Annotated in this window: 19 protein-coding genes; 4 read left to right on the top strand and 15 right to left on the bottom strand. The window is 25.8% G+C overall.

From position 1 onward, the window contains the following. Window positions 1-13 precede the first annotated feature (13 nt). The 4 genes from lptB to B0174_RS04765 are packed head-to-tail and all read right to left on the bottom strand — an operon-like array spanning window position 14 to window position 2383. Window positions 14-736, bottom strand: coding sequence for an LPS export ABC transporter ATP-binding protein (gene lptB / locus B0174_RS04750; protein ID WP_108558513.1), 723 nt, complete (start codon window positions 734-736; stop codon window positions 14-16). Then, entirely contained in the window at window positions 729-1142 is a 414-nt protein-coding gene (gene tsaE / locus B0174_RS04755) for a tRNA (adenosine(37)-N6)-threonylcarbamoyltransferase complex ATPase subunit type 1 TsaE (protein ID WP_108558514.1), read from the bottom strand. Before tsaE ends, lptB begins: the two co-directional genes overlap by 8 nt. Window positions 1143-1150: 8 nt before the next feature. After that, window positions 1151-2134: an anthranilate phosphoribosyltransferase gene (gene trpD / locus B0174_RS04760; RefSeq protein ID WP_108558515.1), complete on the bottom strand. Its 984-nt coding sequence runs from the start codon at window positions 2132-2134 to the stop codon at window positions 1151-1153. Next, entirely contained in the window at window positions 2135-2383 is a 249-nt protein-coding gene (locus B0174_RS04765; RefSeq protein ID WP_108558516.1) for a S4 domain-containing protein, read from the bottom strand. Window positions 2384-2933: 550 nt separating this feature from the next. Here B0174_RS04765 and B0174_RS04770 point away from each other — a divergent pair. Next, window positions 2934-4175, top strand: a complete 1242-nt coding sequence (locus tag B0174_RS04770) for an argininosuccinate synthase (protein ID WP_108558517.1) — start codon at window positions 2934-2936, stop codon at window positions 4173-4175. A 117-nt stretch (window positions 4176-4292) separates the two neighbouring features. Then, entirely contained in the window at window positions 4293-4793 is a 501-nt protein-coding gene (locus tag B0174_RS04775; RefSeq protein WP_108558518.1) for a gamma carbonic anhydrase family protein, read from the top strand. 54 nt (window positions 4794-4847) lie between these two features. Here the strand turns inward: B0174_RS04775 and B0174_RS04780 are convergent, their stop codons facing one another. The 9 genes from B0174_RS04780 to dapE form a co-directional block, all read right to left on the bottom strand. Continuing rightward, window positions 4848-5495 (bottom strand): potassium channel family protein, encoded by a 648-nt coding sequence (locus tag B0174_RS04780; RefSeq protein ID WP_108558519.1) that lies wholly within the window; start codon window positions 5493-5495, stop codon window positions 4848-4850. After that, window positions 5492-6817 (bottom strand): TrkH family potassium uptake protein, encoded by a 1326-nt coding sequence (locus B0174_RS04785; protein WP_205663492.1) that lies wholly within the window; start codon window positions 6815-6817, stop codon window positions 5492-5494. The genes B0174_RS04780 and B0174_RS04785 overlap by 4 nt, the downstream gene beginning before the upstream one ends. A 7-nt stretch (window positions 6818-6824) precedes the next feature. Then, complete coding sequence (locus tag B0174_RS04790; RefSeq protein WP_108558520.1) at window positions 6825-7526, bottom strand: winged helix-turn-helix domain-containing protein; 702 nt, start codon at window positions 7524-7526, stop codon at window positions 6825-6827. Further along, complete coding sequence (locus tag B0174_RS04795; RefSeq protein WP_108558521.1) at window positions 7523-8554, bottom strand: sensor histidine kinase; 1032 nt, start codon at window positions 8552-8554, stop codon at window positions 7523-7525. The genes B0174_RS04790 and B0174_RS04795 overlap by 4 nt, the downstream gene beginning before the upstream one ends. Window positions 8555-8732: 178 nt before the next feature. Continuing rightward, entirely contained in the window at window positions 8733-9659 is a 927-nt protein-coding gene (locus B0174_RS04800; RefSeq protein ID WP_108558522.1) for a dUTP diphosphatase, read from the bottom strand. Window positions 9660-9668: 9 nt separating this feature from the next. Continuing rightward, the gene (locus B0174_RS04805; protein ID WP_108558523.1) at window positions 9669-11156 is read right to left on the bottom strand and encodes a PAS domain-containing sensor histidine kinase; all 1488 of its coding nucleotides are present in this window, start codon (window positions 11154-11156) and stop codon (window positions 9669-9671) included. A gap of 5 nt (window positions 11157-11161) precedes the next feature. Then, entirely contained in the window at window positions 11162-11338 is a 177-nt protein-coding gene (locus tag B0174_RS04810; RefSeq protein WP_108558524.1) for a uracil-DNA glycosylase, read from the bottom strand. A gap of 15 nt (window positions 11339-11353) precedes the next feature. Further along, window positions 11354-11926 (bottom strand): recombination mediator RecR, encoded by a 573-nt coding sequence (gene recR, locus B0174_RS04815; RefSeq protein ID WP_108558525.1) that lies wholly within the window; start codon window positions 11924-11926, stop codon window positions 11354-11356. 86 nt (window positions 11927-12012) lie between these two features. Beyond that, complete coding sequence (gene dapE, locus B0174_RS04820) at window positions 12013-13113, bottom strand: succinyl-diaminopimelate desuccinylase (protein ID WP_108558526.1); 1101 nt, start codon at window positions 13111-13113, stop codon at window positions 12013-12015. A gap of 110 nt (window positions 13114-13223) precedes the next feature. Between dapE and B0174_RS04825 the strand changes: the two genes are divergently transcribed. Together B0174_RS04825 and B0174_RS04830 are read left to right on the top strand one after the other, a co-directional pair. Next, window positions 13224-16130, top strand: coding sequence for a DUF748 domain-containing protein (locus tag B0174_RS04825; RefSeq protein ID WP_108558527.1), 2907 nt, complete (start codon window positions 13224-13226; stop codon window positions 16128-16130). An 80-nt stretch (window positions 16131-16210) separates the two neighbouring features. Continuing rightward, complete coding sequence (locus B0174_RS04830; RefSeq protein WP_108558528.1) at window positions 16211-16771, top strand: hypothetical protein; 561 nt, start codon at window positions 16211-16213, stop codon at window positions 16769-16771. A 28-nt stretch (window positions 16772-16799) separates the two neighbouring features. On the opposite strand, the gene B0174_RS04835 is transcribed toward B0174_RS04830, so the two are convergent. Together B0174_RS04835 and B0174_RS04840 are read right to left on the bottom strand one after the other, a co-directional pair. Further along, the gene (locus B0174_RS04835) at window positions 16800-19001 is read right to left on the bottom strand and encodes an endonuclease MutS2 (RefSeq protein WP_108558620.1); all 2202 of its coding nucleotides are present in this window, start codon (window positions 18999-19001) and stop codon (window positions 16800-16802) included. A 178-nt stretch (window positions 19002-19179) separates the two neighbouring features. Further along, window positions 19180-24603, bottom strand: a complete 5424-nt coding sequence (locus tag B0174_RS04840; protein WP_108558529.1) for a DUF4011 domain-containing protein — start codon at window positions 24601-24603, stop codon at window positions 19180-19182. Between the last annotated feature and the right edge of the window lie 98 nt (window positions 24604-24701).

A 24701-nucleotide genomic window follows, 5' to 3' on the forward strand; every position in this document is an offset into this window, starting at 1 on the left:
TACTTATTTTTAGCTAAAAATTAAAATTATCACCTAAATAGTGTTCTCGAACTTTATCATCATTTTTAATCTCATCACTTGTTCCACTTGCCAATAAACTTCCTGATTTCATAACATAAGCTCTATCACAAATTTGTAAAGTTTCTCTTACATTGTGGTCTGTTATTAAAACTCCAATATTTATTTTTGTTAATTGATGAATAATTTCTTGAATATCTTTTACAGCAATTGGATCAACTCCTGCAAATGGTTCATCTAAAAGTAAAAATTTTGGTTTAGAAACTAATGCTCGTGCTATTTCCGTTCTTCTTCTCTCACCACCAGAAAGCGAAACACCCATTCTTTGACGAATTGGTTCAATATTAAAAAGCTCAAGTAACTCTTCTACTCTTTTATTTTGTTCATCTTTATCTTTTGTAACAATTTGAGCAGCTAACATTAGATTATCTTCAACTGATAAATCTTTAAAGATAGATGATTCTTGCGGTAAATAACCAATTCCCTTTAAAGCTCTTTTATGTAAAGGAAGTGATGTAATATCTTCATCATCAAAAAAAACTTTTCCACTTGTTGGTTTTACTAAACCACAAACAGTATAAAATGTAGTTGTTTTTCCAGCTCCATTTGGACCTAATAATCCAACAATTTCACCTGATTTTACTTCTATTGAAATACCATGAAGAATTTGCGTTTTTTTGATAGTTTTTGTTATATCTTGTATATGTAATTTATGCATTTATTTTATATAGCCTTTTATTATCTTTTTTTTCTATTTCAATTAAAATCACTTTATATCCATAATCATTTAAAATCTCTTCCAATCTTTCATCGCCCCACTCCACAAAATGAACACCATGTTTTTCAAACTCTTCAAGCATTCCTAATGAAATAAATTCACTCAAAGTTTTATTATAAACATCATAATGAAAAATATCATTTGAATAAATAGCTTGAAGTGAAAAAGTAGGAGAAGTAACCAAATCATCATAACCACAAGCTTTTACATAATTTTTCACAAGTGTAGTTTTACCACTTGCTAAATCACCTCTTAAAATTACAATACAATCTTCATATATAATTTCTTTTAAATATTTCATTAAAATATCTAATTGATTTAATTCTAATTCAAACTTCTTTTGCAAACTAAACCCTAACTTAATCGATTAGATACTTTTATAATTTGTTCTAATTTTTCTTTTGCTGCACCACTAATGATTGCTGCTTTTGCCATATCAATACCATCTTTAAAATCTCTAGCCTTTTCATCTATAATCAAAGCCGCTGCTGTATTTATTAGAACAATATCAAGTTTTGCACCAACTATTTTTTTAGATAAAATATCAGATGTAAGTTTGGCATTAAATTCAGGACCCTCACCCATAATATCATCTTTAGAAGCAAGAGGAATACCGTAATGTTCAGGATTTATTTCAATATCTGTAATTTTCCCATTTATCAAAAGTGTGGCGTAAGTTATATCTGAAACTGAAATTTCATCCATTCCGTCATTTGATGATAAAATCATGGCTCTTTTTGTATCTAACATATCTAAAGCTGCTGCAATTCTATTTATATAACTTTTATCAAATACACCAATTACTTGTTTAGTAACACCAGCTGGATTACATAAAGGTCCTAAAATATTCATAATAGTTCTATGGGGAATTGTTTTTCTTACAGGTGTAATATATTGCATTGCTGGATGATGATTATTTGCAAACATAAAAGCAAATCCAGTTTCCTCAAGCATTTTTGCATTGTTTTCTAAACTTAAATTTAAATTTATTCCTAAAACTTCAAGCATATCAGCACTTCCTGATTTACTCGTAACACTTCTATTTCCATGTTTTGCCACATAAGATCCACAAGCTGCTAGTAAAATTGAAACTGTACTAGAAATATTAAAACTATAACTTTTATCTCCACCCGTTCCCACTACATCAATTGCTTTTGCTCTTAAATCTTCATGAATAGGAAGTGGTATAAGATGATCTCTCATAGCACTTGCAGCCCCTGCAATTTCAGCAGCTGTTTCACCTCTTTCATAAAGTTCTAATAAATATTCTCTAATTTCTACTTGTGATAATCTATTTTCAAAAATATCATCAAATTTTAATTTAGCTGCATTAAACATTTAGTCTATCCTTTGCACATATTCTTCGATTTTTGATTTTGGAGTTGATTTTGTATTTGGTATTTGTAGTACTTTAAATTTTTCAGTTTTTTCTAAATACCTAATCTCAATCGTGTCTCCAACTTTAACCTCTTTTGCTTTTTTCACAGCTTGGTCATTTATAAAAACAACCTTATGTTCAAGCATATCCTCAGCCACAGCTCTTCGTTTTGTAATATTAACGGCATTTAAAAATTTATCTATTCTCATAAGATAGATTATAACTAATTTTAACTAAATGAGTGTTTATACTCATGTTAAAATAACATTCCATCAACTCCTCAAATTAATCATTCTCTACCATAACTACTATGACTTTGCTTTACAATTTAATTCAATTTTTTTAAATTAATCAATACTTATGTTTTACTATTTTACTTATTATTTATTTTAACAATTACTCAAAGTAATCTAACATAAATTTTTTAAACTATTTTCATTAATTATCTGTTACTTCTTTTGATTTGTCTTTTACTCTATAAAGTTTTATATTTCTATTTAATGCTTGTTTGAAAGTTGATTGGAGAAGTAGGAAGTGGCGATTCTATAACTTTACCTTTACCAGTAATTCTAAATGACACTTGATACTCCTTTTTTTAATATTGTGAAAATTATAACACAATATGATTTTTTTAACAAAAAATATCAAAAATTACATATCAGTAACTAACGCCATCTACTATTTAATAGATTAAATTTGTTTATAGTAAAAATTTGTTAAAATAAGCACCTTAAAAATAAAGCAATATAGGATAAATTTATGAGTAAAAAAGATATTAAAAAAGTTGTATTAGCTTATAGTGGTGGGCTTGATACTTCTATTATTTTAAAATGGCTTCAAGATGAATACAATGCTGAAGTTATTACTTTTACAGCTGATTTAGGTCAAGGTGAAGAAGTTGAACCAGCTCGTACTAAAGCAATCGCTTGTGGTATTAAACCTGAAAATGTTTTCATTTTAGATATTAAAGAAGAGTTTGTAAAAGATTATGTTTTCCCTATGTTTAGAGCAAATGCTATTTATGAAGGTGAATATTTACTTGGAACTTCGATTGCTAGACCTTTAATTGCAAAAAAATTAATTGATATTGCAAACCAAACAGGTGCTGAGGCTGTATCTCATGGTGCAACGGGAAAAGGAAATGACCAAGTAAGATTTGAACTTGGAGCATTAGCTTTAAGACCTGATATTAAAGTTATTGCACCTTGGAGAGAATGGGAATTAAATTCAAGAGAGAGTTTACTTGAATACGCAAAAAAACATGGTATTGAAATCGCTCAAAAACATCTTGATAAAGACGGAAATCCAGCTGTTAGTCCATATTCTATGGATGCAAACTTATTACATATTTCTTATGAGGGATTACATTTAGAAAATCCAGCAAATGAGCCAGAAGAATCTATGTGGTTATGGACAACTCCACCAGAAAAAGCTCCTGATAAAGCTGAATACTTAACTTTAACATATAAAAATGGAGATCCAATCGCACTAAATGGTGTTGAAATGTCACCAGCAACTTTACTTACTAAATTAAATGAATATGGTAATAAACACGGTATTGGAAGAGTTGATATTGTTGAAAATAGATATGTTGGGATGAAAGCTCGTGGTTGTTATGAAACTCCAGGTGGAACTATCATGTTAAAAGCACATAGAGCTATTGAGTCTATTTGTTTAGATAGAGAAGCTGCACATTTAAAAGATGAGTTAATGCCAAAATATGCTAAGTTAATTTACCAAGGATATTGGTTCTCACCTGAGAGAGAAATGCTTCAAGCTGCTATTGATGCAACTCAAAAAAATGTTGAGGGAACTGTAAAAATTAAACTTTACAAAGGTAATGTTATGGTTGTAGGAAGAGAATCAATTAACTCTTTATATGATGATGCCTACTCTACTTTTGAAAAAGATGAAGTTTATAACCAAAAAGATGCTGAAGGATTTATTAGATTAAATGCTTTAAGATTTATTATTGCTGGAAAAAATAAAAATAGAAAATAATCTTTTATTTTCTATTTTATTTCTAAAAAAGGTGGCTTATTTTAAGTCACCTTTTTTTATTGCATTTTTTTTAGTCAAAAGATATAATCAATTCAATAAAGCTAAGGAGAGAAAGCTATGATTTTAAAATTTAAAGAGTTTTATCCAAAAATTCACCCATCAGCTTGGATTGCACCAAGTGCTGATTTAATTGGAAATATAGAAATAGGTGAAGATTCATCGGTTTGGTTTGGTTGTGTGATTCGTTCTGATGTAAATGAAGTAAGAATCGGTAAAAATACAAATATCCAAGATTTATCATGTATTCACACAGATACAAACACAAAAACAATAATCGGTGATAATGTAACAATCGGTCATAAAGTTATGCTTCATGGCTGTAAAATCGAAGACAATTGTCTAATAGGAATGAGTGCTACTATTTTAGATGATGCGGTTATTGGTGAAGGAAGTATCGTAGGAGCAAATTCACTTGTAACCTCTGGAAAAGTATTTCCACCAAGAAGTATGATTATGGGAAGTCCTGCAAAAGTTGTTAAACAATTAACACAAGAAGATGTGGATAAGCTTATTGCTCATGCTGCACATTATGTGGAATATAAAAATAACTATAGATAAATTTTAGTAAAGAAATAATAGGTTTAAAATCCTATTATTTCTTTAAATCTTATTTTAGATTTGTTTATAAAACTCTTTAATATATTTTGATTCGCCTAAAAAAACTAATAAATCATCTTTTTTTACTTGATAAAATGGATCAATTTGCATACTCCAAATACCACCTGTTTTATATGAAATAATTTTTAAATTCTCAAATTCTGATTCAATTTCAGAGATTTTTTTATATATAAAATTATCAGTAGCAACAAACTTTAACATTTTTATAGTATTACTAACATCTATTTCTTCAACTGTCATATTATCAATAAGTTTTTTTACAAGCATTCTTCCTGCGATTTTTTCAGGATAAATAACTTTAAAAGCTCCTATTTTTGTCAATATTTCACCATGTGTTGAATTTATAGCTTTTGCAATAATTCTTTTGTTATTTAAATCTTTTAAAGCCATTACTGTTAAAATACTAGCTTCAATATTTTCACCAATACTTACGATTACTGTTTCTAAATTATAAACTCCTATTTCCTCTAAGGCTACTTTACTTGTGCTATCAATTATGTAAGCATTATCCACATATTCACTTATTTCTTGTACTTTTTTTTCATCATTATCAGCTGCAATTACTTTCACATCTAATCTTGACAAACTTTTTGCAATATAAAATCCAAATTTTCCTAAACCAATAACAGCTACTGTTTTCATATTATAATCTTTCCTACTGGGTATTTAAAATGTTTTGTTTTTGCTTTTCCAACTAAAATTAATCCAAAAGCAAATACGCCTAATCTTCCTGCTATCATTAAAATAATTATGATACTTTTCCCAAAAGTATCAAATTGTTGTGATAAACTCAAAATATCACCATTTCCAGTTGAGACTCCAACTGTTCCAAAAGCTGAAACTACTTCAAATAAAATTTTTATAAATGGAAAATTTTGTGTTTCAACCAAAATTAAAACAGCAAAAAGTACAAAAAATGAAGAAGAAATAATAATTGCCAAAGCCTTATTTATAACTTTTTGCTCTATTCTTCTCTTAAAAATACTTGGTTCTTGATTACTTTGTTTTAATATATAAACCACGGTAATTATCAAAATAGCAACCGTAGTAATTTTCATACCACCAGCTGTACTTCCCTGTCCAGCTCCTGTCATCATAAATAAGGTTGAGAAAAACAACGACGAGTCTTTTAATGAAGAAAGATCTATACTATTAAATCCAGCTGTTCTAAAGTTTACTGAGAGAAAAAAAGCGTTTAATATTTTGTCATAAAAACTCAATTCTCCAAAAGTTTTTGGATTATTCCACTCTATTGATAAAAATAAAACCATACCAGCTAAGATTAAAATAATTGTTCCATAAATCATAATTCTTGTATGAATAGTAAATCTTTTTGAGAATTTTCTATTTTCATAAATTTCAATTAAAACAAAATATCCCAAACCACCTAAAATTATTAGAAAACAAATAGTAATTAAAGTAATTGTGTCACTTTTATATCCACTTAATCCATCTGTAAAAAGTGAAAATCCTGCATTATTAAAAGCACTTATACTATGAAATATTCCAAACCAAAGAGCTTTACTAAATTCATATTTATCAAGAAATTGGATTGTTAAAATGATCGCTCCAATAAATTCTATAAATAATACAAAAAACAAAATCCTTTTTGCAAAACCTCCAACATGAAGATTTGGTAAATCCATAGATTGTTTCATTGCTCTTTTTTCATCAATATTTAATTTTTGTCTAATAAATATAAAAAAGATTATTACCAAAGACATATATCCAATCCCACCGATTTGAATAAGCCCTAAAATGATAAATTCTCCTAAAAAAGTAAAATTTTCAGAAGTACTTGTGACAATCAATCCAGTAACACTTGTGGCACTTGCTGCTGTAAAAAGAGCATCTATGAATTTAAGTTGTCCAATATGACAAATTGGTAAACTTAAAATTATAGCTCCAATAAAGATTATTAATACATAACCTAAAAATATCGATCTTACATATTTATGTTCCATAATTTTCCTATGAGTCTTGGTTATAAGAAAATCTATAACCAATACCAGATTCTGTTTTTATGTATTTTGGTCTTGTAGAATTTTCTTCAATTTTTTTTCTAAGTGTATTTACATAAGTTCGTAAATATTGCATCTCATTTTGATAACCTGTTCCCCAAACTTCTTGAAGTATTTGTTTGTGAGTTAAAGTTTTATTTGTATGCAACATAAAATATTTCAGTAATTCATACTCGATGGGAGTTAGTTTTAATTTTTCAGATCTTAAAAATATATCCCTTGAAGTAATATCAAGTTCTAATTCATTACAAATAAATTTACTTGTCATTTCATCATTAATATTATTGATTTTTCTTCTTAAATTTGCTCTAATTCTTGCAAGTAATTCATTTACAGAAAAAGGTTTTGTAATATAATCATCAGCTCCAGCATCCAAAGCTGCAACTATTTCTTTTTCATCATGTCTTGCTGTTAAAACAATAATTGGAAGTTTTGAAATCTCTCTTATTTGTTTTATCAAATCCTTTCCATCACCATCACTTAATCCCAAGTCTACTATTAATAAATCCGGATTATGACTTAAAAACATCATTAAAGCATTTTTTTTACTTTCACTTGAAATATAATCAAATTCATACTCTTTAAAAGTAATTTCTAATAATTTTTTAACGGATAAATCATCTTCAATTATGTGTATTAAATATTTATTCATAATAATTTTGCTCTTTTTACCATTGGTAATTCTATTTGAATTAAAATACCTTCATTTTGAGAAATAGCTTTTATTTCACCATTATGAAGTTTAACTATACTTTGGCAAATTGCCAAACCTATTCCACTTCCTGAAATATCATTTGTGTCTTCAAATCTATAAAACTTATCAAAGATATTTTTTAATTTCTTTTTATCAATATATTGCGTTTCATTGAATATTTTGATTCTTATGAAATTATTTAAATTTATCACTTCAAAACAAACTTTTGTATCAGTTTTAGAGTACTTAAAAGCATTATCAAGTAAATTTACAATCAATTGTGTCAAAAGAGTATTATCGCCCCAAAACAGGCTAAGTTCATCTATTTTTAAATCTAGTTTTTCTTCACTTTGTATTTGTGAGAATTCATTTAATGCAACTCCTACAATATCTTCAAAATCGCACCATTCAAGTTTTAAATCAATTTTTCCACTTGATAATCTTGTACTATCTAAAATATTTGTAATTAGTCTTTTCATTCTATGTGAAGCATAATTTATATCTTCATAAAGATTATGTTTACTTTTTTCATCAAGATTATCATTTGATAATATTAAATTTATACTTCCATGAATTGTAGAAAGTGGAGTTCGTAAATCGTGAGAAATAATATGTAATAAACTCTCTCGTATTTCATTTTGTTTAGTTTGAGAATTCAGATTTTTTGCTTGAATTGTAATAATCCAACCAACAATTCCAAATATAAAAAAACTCCAAACATAAAGTTCATTATGAACAGAAAAACTATAAAGTGGTGGAATATATAAAAAATTCAAAAAAATAACACTTAATAATGTCATAAATAAAGTTGCTTTAACATTTCCATGAATTGCCACAACAATAACAGGAATAACATGGATTAGTGTAATATTTATAATAGCTAACGAACCTCTAAAAATATAACTAATTAATGTAATTATTAGTAACATTCCTAAAGCTTTTAGTATGTAAGAATATTGTTTGTATTTAATTAAAAGATTTTTCATATTAGGCTTTTATTAATTTAACTATTAAAATCAAAGTTAATATACCTAAAACACTTAACATAATAATATTAGAAATGGACACCCTATTCTCCTATGAGATATTATGTCCATTATATTGGAAGTTTTGTAAAGAGCGAATCAAAATTTTAAAAATAATATCAAAATTTTATAAAGATGCTTATTTGTTTTTACTATATTCTTCTTTTAGTTTTCCATATAAGTCATCAAAACCTACATCTTCCATTTTTTCAAGTAAATCAACCATTACAACATTGTCTTCATTTCCATTCCAAACTTTGATGTAATGTCCTTCTTTATATCCATTATCTTGTCTAAATTGATTTAAACAGTTTTTACCAATATAAAGTTTTTGTAACCACATAAAAGATAATCCAGAAATTTTACAACATCTAAAAAATTGGTCAATAAATCTTTCAATTCCACTAAAAGATGGCATATTTCCTGTGTCAATTGCCAGTGAAATATAAGATAGTTTTTCAGCTTCATTTACCATAAGTTTTACATCAATATCATGAGCTACTTCATAAATACAATGTGTATTTACCAAAGAAACTGCTTTTGGAACATTTGTTTCTTGTAAAATATAAGACATTAAAAAATGCCAAATATCCACAAGTTCCACATGAATATTATTCATATCAGGTTCAGAATTGATATTTTTCCAATGTTTCCAAGGAGTTGATTCAATAAGTTCTGCAACTTCCATATGAATACATCTAAGCCAATTTATCTCTTTTCCAAACTTAGTTACACCTAACTCCCAATTATTACCATTTGTAGAATCATTTAGTTTTTTTTGTAGTAAAAACATTTCTTCTAATTTATGAGGGAAAGAAGACACTTCTTCAAGAAGTGAAGCAAGTGGTAAACACTCTTCTATTACATTATCTAAAGCAGAATTTGTTACTAATAACTCTTTTTCACCTTTTAATATATGCAAAATTAATGAAACTAAATAAGGAATTTCATTTTTTTCTTCCCAAGATAAAACATCATCTGATGTAACACCAGCATACTGCATAAAATTTTCAATACTTCCAAAACCCAACGACCTAATATTCTCTTTAAAATCTTTATATAACAACTCTAGCTCCTATTTTAATGGTAATTTTATTACGAATTTTGTTCCAAAATCTGTATTATATACATTTATTTTTCCACCACTATGTTCTTCAATAATAGTTTTGCTCATATATAATCCTAATCCTGTTCCATTTTTATTATTTTTAGTTGAAAAATATGGGTCAAATATTCTATCAATAACTGTTTCTTTTATTCCACCTGCATTATCTTCAAATTCGATAAATAAACTATTATTTTTTTCATAATTACGAATATTTATAAATCTATTTTCAATCTTTTTTTCCATCATTGCATCTGAAGAATTTTTTGCTAAATTTATAAAAACTTGAACTATCTCATTTAAATATATTTCCAAACTTGAAGTTGAATTATTTTCATAGTTTATTTTAATAGAATTTAGTTTAAATGAATATGCTAGAAAATCCATAGATTTTTCAATAACATCTTTTATATAAACTTCTTCTTTTTTCTTATTTGGTTTAAAATAATCTCTAAAATCATCTATTGTTTTTGACATATAATCAAGCTGAGAACCAACTTGACAAACTACATCTTCAAGTAATTCATCTGAAATTTCTCCATCAACCATTTTTAATAATGGTAGTTTCTGAATCAAAATAGAAACAGCTTGTAAAGGTTGTCGCCATTGATGAGCTATCATACTTATCATCTCACCCATTGCTGCTGATTTTGATTGTTCTACCAATAAATTTTGTTGATTTTTCAGCTCAATCTGAGAACTTATATCTTCTCCAATCGCATCATAACTTATAATATTTCCAATATGATCAAAATTTGGATGAATTGTAGTTTTCACCCAATAAACTTCACCATTTTTTTTACAATTTTGAATCTCACCTTGCCACATATTACCAGTTTTTATAGTATCCCATAATTTTTCAAAAACTCTCTTTGACATATCAGGATTTCTTAAAACATTATGTGTTTTTCCAATCAATTCAAAAGATTCAAAACCAGAAATTCGACAAAAAGCACTTGAAACACTTATTATAATTCCATTTATATCAGTTCTTGACATAATTACATATTTATCAACAATATCAATAGATTTATTTAAAGCACTCTCTATTTGAGCTATTGATTTTGAATAAATATCTAAAATACTAGAAAAAATCTCTTCAAAATAAAGAACTATTTTTTGAATTAACTCTTTTGATTGAAATTTTAATTTAAAAGCAAAATCAACTAAAGCACTTTTAAAAGAAGAATATAACAAAAAAAATTCACTTGATTTAATATTTTGTTTTTTTAAATATTTAATAAAATCCATAATAACAATAGAATTTTCAACTTTTTCTTGATTTCTTACAACTTGAATATAGTTTTCAATAACACCAAAAGCGTATCTTTTAATAAATAAATCTTTATCAATAGAATAATCATTTATTATTTTCATAACAGCAGGTGAACTTATCCAAGTTCGAATAATTAATATTTTATCTTTTTCTATTTTTTCAACAAAATCATTTATTTCCATATATCCTACTGTTTTATGTTTTTTAACGAAAATAATTTACAATCTTCACCACTTGCTCTTTTTACAGATATTGAGGGAATAAGTTGAGACTTAAAACCATAAGCTTTACAGCCATGAGGTTTCCCTGCTTCCCATGTAACAAAATAATAAACACATTTTTGACAAGCTATTCTTTTTTCCATATTCTTATTCTAATTTTAAATTTCGACTTTACTTTGTATAGCTTTAGATAGTGATAAAATATCTACATTTTCTAAGCTAACGCCTGTTGGTACACCTTGAGCAATTTTTGTAAACTTTATATTATGATTTTTTAATTTATCTTCAATAAACAAAATAAACGCATCATTTGCAATAGATGGAGTTATAGCAAATAATATATTTTCAACTTCATTATCATTTATAAATTTATGCAAAGAATCAAGCACTTCTTGATCCAACTCATCAATAACAAAATATTTTCCATCAAATTGTCTTGAATCTTCGATTACAAAAATATCTTTAGCACTTTGAACAATACAAAGTTTTGTATTATCTCTTGATTCATCTAAACAAACTTCACAAATCTCATGTTCACTCATAGAACCACAACGAACACACTTCGTGATATTTTTAAGTGCATTTTCAATACTGTGAGCAATTTTAATTCCACAATAATTGTCATTCATAACAATGTGATAAGCAAGTCTAAGAGCTGATTTTTTTCCAATAGTAGGTAAAGATTCAAATGCTTCAACAAGTTCGTAAAATTTTTCTAATCCTTTATTCATAGTCGGATTATATCTAAGATTTTTTATAAGTTATATTAAATATCAATGTTACTTTTGAGGCTATATTGTTAAACTTTTAAGTACATCTAAAACTTCTTAATCAAATCCTCAAACACAGCCGTTAATCCCTCAACTTCTTTAACAGTAGTTCTCTCCCCAATACTATGAATAGTATCGTTTATAACTCCAAACTCTATAGCTTCGATTCCAAATGCTCCAAAATATCTGGCATCACTTGTTCCACCTGCTGTGCTATGTTTTGTTGTTACTCCTAAAACTTCTTTGATTGAAGTTTCCATTGCACGAACCACTTTTGATTCTTTGTTTGTTACAAATGGATATGAGCCTTGTGTTGTTCTTAAAGTATAGTTTAGATGTCCAAATATTTTTTCTATGTAGGCTTCTACATCTTCTTTTTTTGTGTTTGTTGAGTTTCGTACATTAAACATCAAATCTAGTTTATTTGGTGTTACATTTGTTACTTGCATTCCTGCTCTTATATCTGTGATTACTAGTTTACTTGGAGCAAAATATTCATCTCCATTATCCAAGTCATATCCTGCAATTTTTTCTAAAAGTGAGGCTATTTGATGAACTGGATTTATTCCTTTTTCTGGATATGCTGCGTGTCCTTGTTTTCCTTGGATTGTTAAATATCCATTTATACTTCCTCTTCGTCCTACTTTTATGGCATCACCAAAAACCTCTTCACAAGTGGGTTCTGCAACAACTGCATAGTTTGGAATCATATTTATTTCTTTTAAATGTTCAAGCATTTTTATAGTTCCATAAGTTCCCTCACCCTCTTCATCACTTGTCATTAAAATACTTAATGTTCCATCAAAATTTTGAGCGTGTTTACAAGCATATAAAAAAGCAGCATCTCCACTTTTCATATCTTGGGCACCTCTTGCACTTATTACTCCATTTACAACATCAGCTGAGAAGGGGTCAATCATCCAGCCCTCACCAACAGGAACTACATCAATATGCCCTGCAAAACAAAGATGTTGTGGATTGGCGTTGAATTTTTTATAATAAAATCTATTTTTTACATCTTCCATATCAATTTTTATGCAAGTCCATGTGTCACCTAAATATTCTTCTATAAAATCAAATGCCCCATCATCTTTTGGAGTTAATGATTTGAATCTTAATAATTTTTGAAATAATTCTATAATAGTCATTTATATATCCTTTTGGTTGTGGGGAATTTTAGCTAACTTAACTTTATTTTGTTATAATAAAATTTATTAAAAAAGAATTATTTATTATTATTTAATCACAAAGGTCTTTTATGAAAAAATTAGAAAAATCATTTTATTGGCTCTGTTTTGTATTAGCAATATATGCAATAGTAGGATTTACACTTATTCCTGTTGTTTTAAAAAATGAATTAATCAAAAATTTAGATGAAAATCTAACTCAAAAAACAAATATTGCAAAAATTGAGTTTAATCCTTTTACCTTTAAAGTAGTAATTTATAATTTTAGATTAGCAGATGAGAAAGATACAACCACAATATATTTTAAAGAATTTGCTGTAAAGTTTGCTTTTTTGAAATCAATAAAAAATCTAAATATTAGCTTCAAAGATATTGTGTTAAAAGATGCTTTTGTAAATATTCTTGAAGAAAAAGATGGAAGTATAAATTTAACAAAACTTATAAAACCATTACCAATGGATGAAAAAAAGGAAGAAAAACCAACTACTTCTTCAAATATTGATTTTTTAGTTTCAAAGTTTGTACTTGACAATGCCAATATAAGATATGCAAAAGAAGATGATATTCCTTATTCATTAGACTTAAATAATATAAATTATACTTTATATGATTTGGGAACTTATAAAAATATTCTTTCATCAAATGATTTAAATTTTAAACTAAATGAACATACAAATATTTCAATAGGTGGAGCTTTTAATTTAGTACCATTTAAAGCCTATGGGAAAATTTCTATTGAAGATTTAAGAATAAAAGAGTTATTAGCTTATAAAAAAGATTTCTTTAATTTTGATATAAATGAAGAAGCAAATTTAAATTTAATACTAAATTATAACCTTGATACTACTGAAGATTTAGCTTTACAACTAAGAAGTGATAAATTTGAGTTTAATAAAATAAATCTTAATCAAAACAAAACTTCAATAGCAAGTCTTGATAAACTTGATATTAAAACTTTTACCTTTGACTTACAAAAACAAGATATAAATTTTGATAATATTGATTTTAATACCTTAAAAGTAAATATGATTTCAGATAAAAATGGGATAAATTTTGCAAAACTTATTAAAGAAAAAAATACAACAAAAGTTGAAAAACAAGATGAAATGCCTACTATTAAAAGCACTAAAACAGAAGAAATATCAAAACCTTGGAATATAAATCTATCAAATTTTAGATTAAATAATAGTGATTTTAGTTTTGCTGATAAAATAAATAATAATACAGCTCAAAGCAAAGCTTTTAATATAAACTTAGATAACTTAAAAATAGTAAATTCAGATATAAATTTGGATAACTTACTTTTAAAAGCTCCAACACTTTCATATGATGATAATAAAAATAATTTATTTATTTCATCAAACAATACAAATATATCTCTTAATAAATTAAAAATTGCGAATAATAAAACTTCTTTTGATGATATAAGTTTAAAAAGCTCAACTCTTAACTTTGATGATACAAAATCAAAAATGCAAATAAATGCTTCAAATTTAAATCTTAATGTAAATACTTTTTTACTTGATAATGAAGTTATTTCAGTAAAAACTGTAAAACTTATCAAACCATCTGTAAAAATGAGTGATAAAATAAATAATATAGAATTAAATGTAAAAGATATTCAGCTCCAAGTTGATAATTTGATAAATAACAAAGATGATTTATCAATAAGTTCAATAAAACTTCTTGAATCAAATCTTGATTTTTTAAATACAAGTGATAAAACAAAAATAGAAGCAAAAAATTTGGATTTAGTTATAAAAAAACTTTCTAATTCTAAAAAAGGTTTTAAAATAGAAAATACGAATCTAAATAAACCAAATATTTCTGTAATTTTGGCTAAAAAAGATTTTGTAAAAATAGAAGAAAAAAGTGTTGAAAAACCTAAAATTACTACAGAAGTAGAAACAAATAAGAATAAACAAGAAACTAAATCACCAAAAACAAAAATTGATATTGGACCTATGAATATTACAAATGCAATATTTACTTTTGAAGATAAAAACTTACCACTTCCTTTTAAAACAACTGTTACAAAACTAAATGGGAAAATTTCAGAGTTTAAAAACACAAGATCAGGAACTACAGATTTAGAAGTAAAAGGTGTAGTTGATGAATATGGAGTTGCGAAGATTACCGGAATTGTACATCCAGATAATATAAAAATATTAACAGATATAAATCTAATTTTTAATAACATCGCAATTAAAAATTTCACTCCTTATTCTGGTAAATTTGTAGGTAGAGAAATAAAAGATGGGAAATTAGATTTGGATTTAAAATATAATATTGAAAAATCAAATCTTGAAGCAAAAAACAATATAGTTATCACAAAATTAGAACTTGGAGATAAAGTGGAAAGTCCTGATGCAATATCTTTACCTTTGGATATTGCTATTACTTTATTAAAAGATTCACAAGGTATTATTGATATAAATCTTCCTGTTTCAGGAAATGTGGATGACCCGCAATTTGCAATAGGTTCTATTGTTTGGAACGCATTTATAAATCTAATGACAAAAGCTGTAACAGCGCCTTTTTCTCTTCTTGGGGCATTATTTAACTTTAGCGAAGATGAGATAAAAACTGTAAAATTTGCTCCATTAGAGCAAGAAGTTGGACCTATTCAAAAAGAGACTTTAGATAAAATTGCTCAAATTCTAAAATCAAAAAGTGAAATAGCTATTGAATTAACAGCTTCATATAAAGAAAATGATGAAACTTATGCACTTAAAAAAGCAAACTATTTAGCAAGAAAAGATGATGATAGAAATCTAAAAAGAGAAGAAATTGAAGCATTAATTCAAAAAGAAAATATAAAAATAGCAGACTTAGAAAAAATAGCAAAATCAAGAGTAACAAATATAAATAACTATTTAATAAAAGAAAAAGGAATAAATTCTAAACAAATTGTTATAACAAATAAAATCGAAAATAGTAGTTCATCTATTAATTTAAATATCTCAAAAAGCAAATAATTATTATATTTATTTATGATATTTAAATAAGCTTGACTTATTATTCTTTATTTTGATAATATCAAGACAAAGGATAATAAATGAATAGAATCGTTTCTATAATCATCATAGTTTTATTAAGTGTAATTTTTTATGCTGTATTTAAAGAAGTTAGTAAAAGTTCAAAAATAAAAAGATTAGAGTGTCAAACAAATACAACTACTTTTGAAGAAATATTTTTTAAAGAACCAATAAAAGATGCTATTAAATCTTTAAAATCAAATAATTATGAAATAAGTTCATATGTTGAATATTCAAAATATATGAAAAGTCATTTAATTAATATTTTATCAAAAGAACAAAGTGATGAAAAACTAGAAAAAATTATTGAGAAATATCTTGATAAAGACTTAAATTTAAATCTTAATATAAACAAAAATGATAAAAAAGTCTTAATAAATTATTATGTCTATGAAAATGACAAAGAAGATAAGGGTAAAAAAAATAAAGAAGCAAAACTTTATGCTGGATATTTAATGTTTGAATTTAAATATAATAATAAATTAGTTTATAAAATACAGACAGATTATATGAATTTAGAGGCTAGTGATTTAGAAGAAAGAATGGATTGTGTTATTAATTCATTCACATCTCTTAATTAAATTAAGAAAATGACTAAAGTAGCTAAACTTATAGTTTAACTACTTTAGCTCCAAAACCACCACTACTTGGATGGGCATCTTCAAAACCTCTAACTTTTGGATGTTGTTTTAAAGCTTCTTTTACGGCAAATGCTAGTTTCCCTGTTCCAATTCCATGATAAACTAAAACCTCTTCAAAACCAGCAAGAAGTGCATCACTTAGAAATTTATCAAGATTTTCAAGGGCTTCTTCGGCTCTTTGTCCATGTAAATCTAGTTTTATATTTCCTGTTTCTGGTTTTTCAATAGTTATAGTTGCTTTTTTTGTGGGAATCTTTGGAGGTGGATTTCCACTTCTACTTATGTCTGCTAAAAGAACTTGAACTTTCATTCCCATATCATTTTCAATAAATGCTTTTGCACCTTTGATTGAAACAATTGTTCCTTTTGTATTTCGATATTTTACTCTATCACCAATACTTAATTCCACAGCTTCTTGAACTTTTTCAGTTTTTATTTCAACAGCCATTTTATGAGCAACATTTAAATGTTGATGAGATTCTCCCACAAGTTTTGCTTTTATTGCTTTTTTTGCTTCATCTCTAGCATCGTTATACTCTTTATGAAGTTTTGATTTTTCAGAATAAATATGTTCATCTAGTTTTTCTTTTTGGTCTTTTAGATTTCCTGAAATTCTTTGCATATTGGCAATTTCATCATCAAGTTTTGCAATTTTTTGTTTATATTCTCGCTCTAAAGAACTACTTCTTTCAATTAGTTCATTTAACTTATCTTTATCATCTCCATAAACTTCTCTTACTCTATTTACAACACTAATAGGAATCCCATATCTTGTGGCTGTTTCAAAGGCATATGACCGTCCAATTGTTCCTTGTAAAAACTCATAAGTTGGTTTTCGGTTCTCTTCATCATAAAGAGCTGCGATTAATTCTACATTTTCATTTGAAGCCATTAAAGCAGCCAATCTTTTGTGGTGAGTTGTGATAATTATTTTTATATCTCTTTGGATTAAATCTTCAACTATTACTTTAAATAAACTAGCGGCTTCATCTGAATCCGTTCCCAGTTCTATTTCATCAACTCCAACTATTGCATTTCTTGAAGCAAAAAGTTTTGAAAACTCTACCATTCGCCCTGCAAATGTAGAAATATCATTTTTTACACTTTGAGGATCATCTAAAACTGCATTTATTGATTTGAAGTTACTCACAACTGTATCGTGGTGAGCTTTATATGGAAGCAAATATTTTGAAAGGAAAACGGCTGATAAAATAGATTTTAACATCATAGTTTTTCCTCCTGCATTTACTCCTGTAATCATAACAACTGATTTTGTAAAATCAATACTTATAGGTTTTGGATTACTTAATGCTGGATGACAAAAATCCACAAGTTTATTTGTACCACTTTTTGATGGAAGAATAAAGTTTTTATCCCCTGCTTTTGCAAAAAATAGTCTTGCTTGATAATGGTCAAATTTATCAAACTCTTTATTTATAAACTTCAAAAACAGTAGATTTTTTTCAAATAAAGATGAAATTTCTTTACATATTTTATATAAAATCTCTTCTTGTTTATTTCGTAAATCACTTTGTTTTTGTTTTAATTCACTAATACTATGAGGAACAACATAAAAAAATCCAGAATTAGAACGATCAATTACTGAACCATTTAAAACATGATTAAATCCACCTCGAACCAATAAAGCTTCTTCACCATTTATATAATGAACTTGTGAATCTACAAGATAACTTCTTACTTTTGTAGAGTTAATAATCTTGTAAAGGCTTTGTTTGATTGTTTCTTTATTTTTTGAAATTGCATATTTTATATTGTCAAAATCTTCATTTATTCCATCTTTTAGATTTGCTTTATCATCAAAATAATCTGAAATTTTTAAAATATCATTTGGAATGCTAATCTTATCAATCCATTCAAAAAGTTTTCCGTCAAAAGAAAATCTTTTTAAATATCTAAAATAATTTATTATTTTGATAAATTCAAAAATATCATCAATTTTTAAAATACCTTGTTTTTGAATATGCATCAAAGCACTATCTAAATTCTCAATTTTATTTGGCGCTTTTATGTCAAATTTTGATAACTCATTTATAAGTTTATAGTGAAGGTTTATATCACCTTCTAAAATAATAGATTTTTCTCTAGCCATAAGCTTTGAAAAACTATCAATGTAATCAATTAAGTCTAGTTTTTTTAGTATATTTTGCATTGGGCGATTATATCTAAAAGGGTATAACATTAATATGAAAAATTTATAAGTTAAAAAATCCTAGCTTTAAAAGCTAAGACTTTTTCTAAATAAAATACTGCCAGTAAACTAAAGCAACAATTATTACTACAACAATTACTTTGTTTTATACATTAATTATAAATAAAAATAAAAAATCCTATTCATCACCAAGTTCCAATACATCAAATATGTCATTTAAATATTTTAATTGCTCTATATGAATAATTCTTTCATCTCTATATCTTTTTGGAATTTTTTCTCTAAATTCATCAATATTTATTGGTTTATGTTTAACAAATAATTCTATCATCATATCAGATAATATACATCTTCTATCTATTTCAAAATCTTGTGATATAACATCATCTCTTAATTTAATTAACATTTCTTTTATCTTTTCATCAGGAAAAAATTCTTGTAAATAATTAGGTTTTGAAATAGTTTCTTCTTTATGATAAGGAACTTCTTTTTCTTTTTTGATTTCTTCAATAATATTTTTTTCTGATGATTTAATCTCTTTTACTTCTATTTCTTGAACACAAAGAGATTGGTTCTTACCATTATATTTTGCTTGTGCTTCTTTCACTATTTTAATTAATTTAGAAATTTCATTTTCTCTATTTTTATACCAGTCAACAGACCAAATTCTGTACACATTCCAACCAAGTATTTCTAAAACATCTTGTTTTAATCTATCTCTGTCTCTTGCTGATTTAGATGAGTGATAAGTTGCTCCATCACATTCAATGGCTAATACAAAATCAGTAGGGTTTTTAATTGCTGACACAGCTAAATCAATAAAATATCCAGCAACCCCAACTTGTGGTACACATTCAAATCCACAATCTTTTAAAATATTATAAACAGATATTTCAAATTCAGAATCGAAATCTCTATTTGTAATTTCTGGAAGTTCAGAAACAACACCTTTTTCTAAATAATTTAAAAATGCTTTTAATGCTCTAACACCTCTTGAACTGGTTTCTGAAATAATAATATCACTACTTTTCATTGATGTGAATATTTCCATTTTCTGTTTTGAACGAGTAAATAAAACATTTAATCTTCTCCATCCAGTATCAGAGTTAATAGGTCCAAATCTTTGATAGACCCTTCCTGTATCTTTATCTTTTCCAAAAGTTGTAGAAATTAAAATTACATCTCTTTCATCCCCTTGAAGATTTTCAAGATTTTTAATAAAGAATGGTTCACTTGTTTTAGACCATTTAGCAATATAATTTGATATTATTGGAGATTCTTTTTCTCTTTCATCTACCATATCTTGAATTAAATCTCTTTGTGTTGAGTTAAATGTTCCAATTCCAATTGACTTATCTGGATAGTTTTTCATTTGTTTTTCTAAATGTTCAACAATAATTTTTGATTCTACCTTATTTCTACTACTTTGATAAGCAGAATTTTCTATATAGTGATATTTAACTCCTAATTCTTCATTATTCTTACTTGATGGAGATGGGAAAATAATAAGGTTTCCATCATAAAATTGTTGATTAGAAAAATCAATTAAACTCTCATGTTGAGAACGATAATGCCATCTTAATTGTCTAATAGGTTTATATAAATTCAAACAAATATCAAGAATAGATTCACTTTCTGCTGCAACAGTATTTCCATCTGGAATAATTCCGATTGAATCAAAAAATGATGTTGGAGGTAATTGTTTAGGGTCTCCAACTATTACAATTTGATTAACTCTTGCAATTGAACCTAATGCTTCTTCTGGTCTTAATTGAGATGCTTCATCTACAATTAAAACATCAAATTCAACTTGATTAGGTGGAAGATATTGAGAAACAGATAATGGACTCATCATAAAACAAGGTTTTAATGCTTTTAAAGCACCAGATGCTCTTGAAACTAATTGTCTTATTGGAATATGTCTTCTCGTTAAAGTTAATTGATGTTCAATTAAGCTAAATTCTGTTAAATCACTTTTTCTATTTCCTTTATAACCTAAAGGAATTTCTCTTTGACTTGTCAAATAAGCAACTTTTTTTTTGTTTAACTCGATTAATTTTAAATCCAAAGTATTAAAAGATTGAATCGTTTGTTCATGAGATAGTCTACTGAATCTATTAAATATTGGTTTATTTCTAAATATTTCTTTTAGTAAAGTGTGATAAAAATTATATTTAAAGTTCTTTACAATTTCATCTATTGGTAAAGTTTGCTCTTCAAGTTTTTCAACAATTGAATTTAAACCAAGATTTATTAAATCATGAGTTATTTGTCTGTAATTTATCCAAATAGATAAAGTTTTTTTATTTTCATCAACATCATCAAGTTTATTTATACAGTCAGAAATTTTTATATTTTCTCCAAAAAAACTATCATTTATAGTTCCTTTTTTTTCTATTTCTAAATAAACTTTTTTTATGCTGTCTTCTATATTAGATATATCTTTAAGCGTGTTAATTATTTCAAAGTTTTCACATAAACAATTTTGTAAATTCGTATCCAATGAAGACTGAGTGATGAAATCAATTAAGTTTTTAGTGTTAAGAATTAATTCATATGTTTGTTCAGATAAATCAAAACTTTTATCTTCTAATAAAATTGATAATTTTTTAGCAAAGCCCATAAAATCTTCAAAATTAAATAATAAGTCATTTATACCAATATCATATCTTTTAACTGAATCAAAAATTTCTTCTAAATTAGAGTTATTTTTTAACAAATTAAATAATTCATCATTAAAATTATTGTTCTTATTTATATTTGTATTTTTATAAATTGATGAAATATAATTATCTATATCATTATTGATATTTTCTAATTTATCTTTTAATTCTAAAATGTCTACATCATTTTTATCATAATAGAGTTTCTTTAAAAACTTTTTATTACAATTTTTTTCAAGTTCAATTAATGATTCGTTATATGATTCTAAATTTTCAGTTAATGAATCTTTGTATGATCTAAGTAGATTATATTTTGTATCATCTCCACTTAATAATAAAGTTAAAATTTCTGTAATATTAATGTCTTTTTTAATAACTAAAACCCAGTTATGTAATTTCTCAATATCATCTATTTTAGTTTTAGTTCCTTCAAAAAGCTTTCCAAAATATTGAATATAATCATTGTTGTGTTTAAATTGATTCTTAAATAAAACATATTCTTTTATTTGATTTAGTATTTCACTCCATTTTGTTTTATCACTTGGTAAAGAATTTAGCAACATACTTTCAATTTTATTTTTTGATTGTTTATATTCTCCCGAAAAGAAATTGAAAAATGAATTTTTCTTCTCTTCGATTATTTTTTGAATAGAATTTATTTCATCATCTATTAGATTATCTATCTCACTAATTTTAGAGACTGTTGATAATGAATCTTTTAGGGTTTCATATTGAAGTAAATCTTTTTTCATATTATCAAAGTTTTTAGAAAAAGAGACATCTAAATAATTCTGATTTATTGCACAATATAATTCTAAATTAATATGAGTTAAATATGTAATACCTATACTTAATTGAGAAATATATTCAATATTTTTATTGTTTGATAGATTAGCTTCATTCTTTATATGTTTTAAAATTTTATCAATTTTAACTATATTTAAAATAGTCTTTTCAAATAATTCAATGTATGTTTCTAAACCTTCTACATTTTTTGTTATATCTGATATTTTATTTTTTATGTTTAAATAGTTATGCAGATATTCATTATATACATTTGTATTAAATAACATTTTTGACAAAATATCTTTTGAAAAATCTTTAAAATCAGCTTCATCAAATTCTTTTATAAATTCATATATTTTCTTAGTCTCTTGATATTCATTTGAAATATTTATATTTAAAGAATCATACTCTTTTTGAATAAAAATAAAATTGTTTTTTAATACTTTAAGTGTTTCTATAAAAGAATCTATATCAACAAAATTTAGATTAAATGTATCTAATCCTTTCCAGTAAAATGTATTAAAATCATACTCTTTTAAAAATGTTTTATATTTCTTTAATTCTTCAATAGTATTTGAATATTTATAAGCAGTATATTCATTGGCATTTAGTACATCAAATTTTAAATATTTAGATGAATTATTGTATTTTTCAACTAACCAAAAAATTGTATAGGCTTTCTTTTCTATTCCTCCATATGATTCATGCAATAAATCTATATATTCTTTTAATTCTTTTTTCTTTGCTTCAATTTGTTCTATTGTTGTTTCTATATACTCAACAGTACTATATTTTGTTTCTACCCTTTTTTTTATGCTTTCTAATATTTTTGTTTTTTGTGATTTATTGCTGTGCAATTCTAAACAGAAATCAGAAAGACCTATTGAATCGAGTCTTTTATATACAACTTCTAATGCAGCAAGTTTTTCTGAAACGAATAAAACAGATTTTCCTTCTGATAATAATACAGCAATCAAATTAGAAATAGTTTGAGATTTTCCAGTTCCAGGAGGTCCTTCGATTACAACATTTTTCCCATTTAATACATCAACGATAGCACTATGTTGAGATGAGTCAGCATTCATTACAAGAGAAATATTATTAGCTAATTTATCTGAATCTATGTCATACTCTTCTGCAAACATAGATGCTTCAGATATTTCTTTTCCTTCAAAAATATCTATAAATATTTTTTTGTCAGATAAAGGAGTTCCATCTTGCCAATTTTCTTCCTTTAAATCTTGATACATTAAGATTTTTCCAAATTTTAAAAAATCTATTGCAATTTCGTGTTTTAATGACCACTCTTTTTGATATTGGATTACTTCTTTTACTTCTTTTAAATATTCATAATATGTTTGTTCTTCTGTTAGTTCTGGAAGAATAATTTCAAAATCATTATTTAGTTTTTCAGCTAAAGACCTATTTGTATCAATTCCAGCTCCACTATATTCTAATGTAAATTCATATTTATTGTTTCTCTTTTCTTTGTTCAATACAATAGGAATACTGATTAATGGAGAACTATTAAATTGTTCAGAATTCTTAGCTTCTTTCCATTTTAATAATCCAAGTACAAGATAAAGCATATTTGAACCTGTTTCTTCAATAATACTTCTTGCATCTCTTTCAATTGATGTTAATATTTTTTCCATTTCATTTGGATAGTGTAAAGTTTGTAAGGAGTCATCTGTATGTTTTTCTTCTACATCAGAATCATTAATATCAATTTCTGGAAGCTCTTTCGAAATATCATATCCTAATTCTTTTGCTCTTTCTTCAGCTGTAAGTAATGCTTCTCTTTGAAGCTCTTTTTTTTCTTCTTCTAACCCTTCAATAAGAAATATTAATTGTTTTTTAGCATCTTCATCTTCATTTATAGTAGCTTCTTTTAATTCTTCTTTATGCTCTTTAATTTCTTCATCGAGTTTTGCTAAATCTTCTTTTGATATTAATGGTTCTGGAATAAATTTGAATTTAAATTTACCTTCTTCTTTTACTAAGTAGTTATAAATAAATTCAGCAGATTCATCTATTATTTGAAGGTTTTTAGATTTATTAGGTCGTTTATAATTTATAAGTTTATTTCTTCTTGATGTATCTATTAACTTATCTCTTAATTCACTTATACCTCTTGAAAACAGATTACTCATTTTATCCCTTATTTTATAATCAAAGTTTAGCAATATATTTTATTAAAAAAGATTTTAGCCTTAAAGTTATAATTATTGAAATAAATATATTTTTCAAA

The organism is Arcobacter caeni (genome assembly GCF_003063245.1).
In the GTDB taxonomy this organism is placed as follows: domain Bacteria; phylum Campylobacterota; class Campylobacteria; order Campylobacterales; family Arcobacteraceae; genus Aliarcobacter; species Aliarcobacter caeni.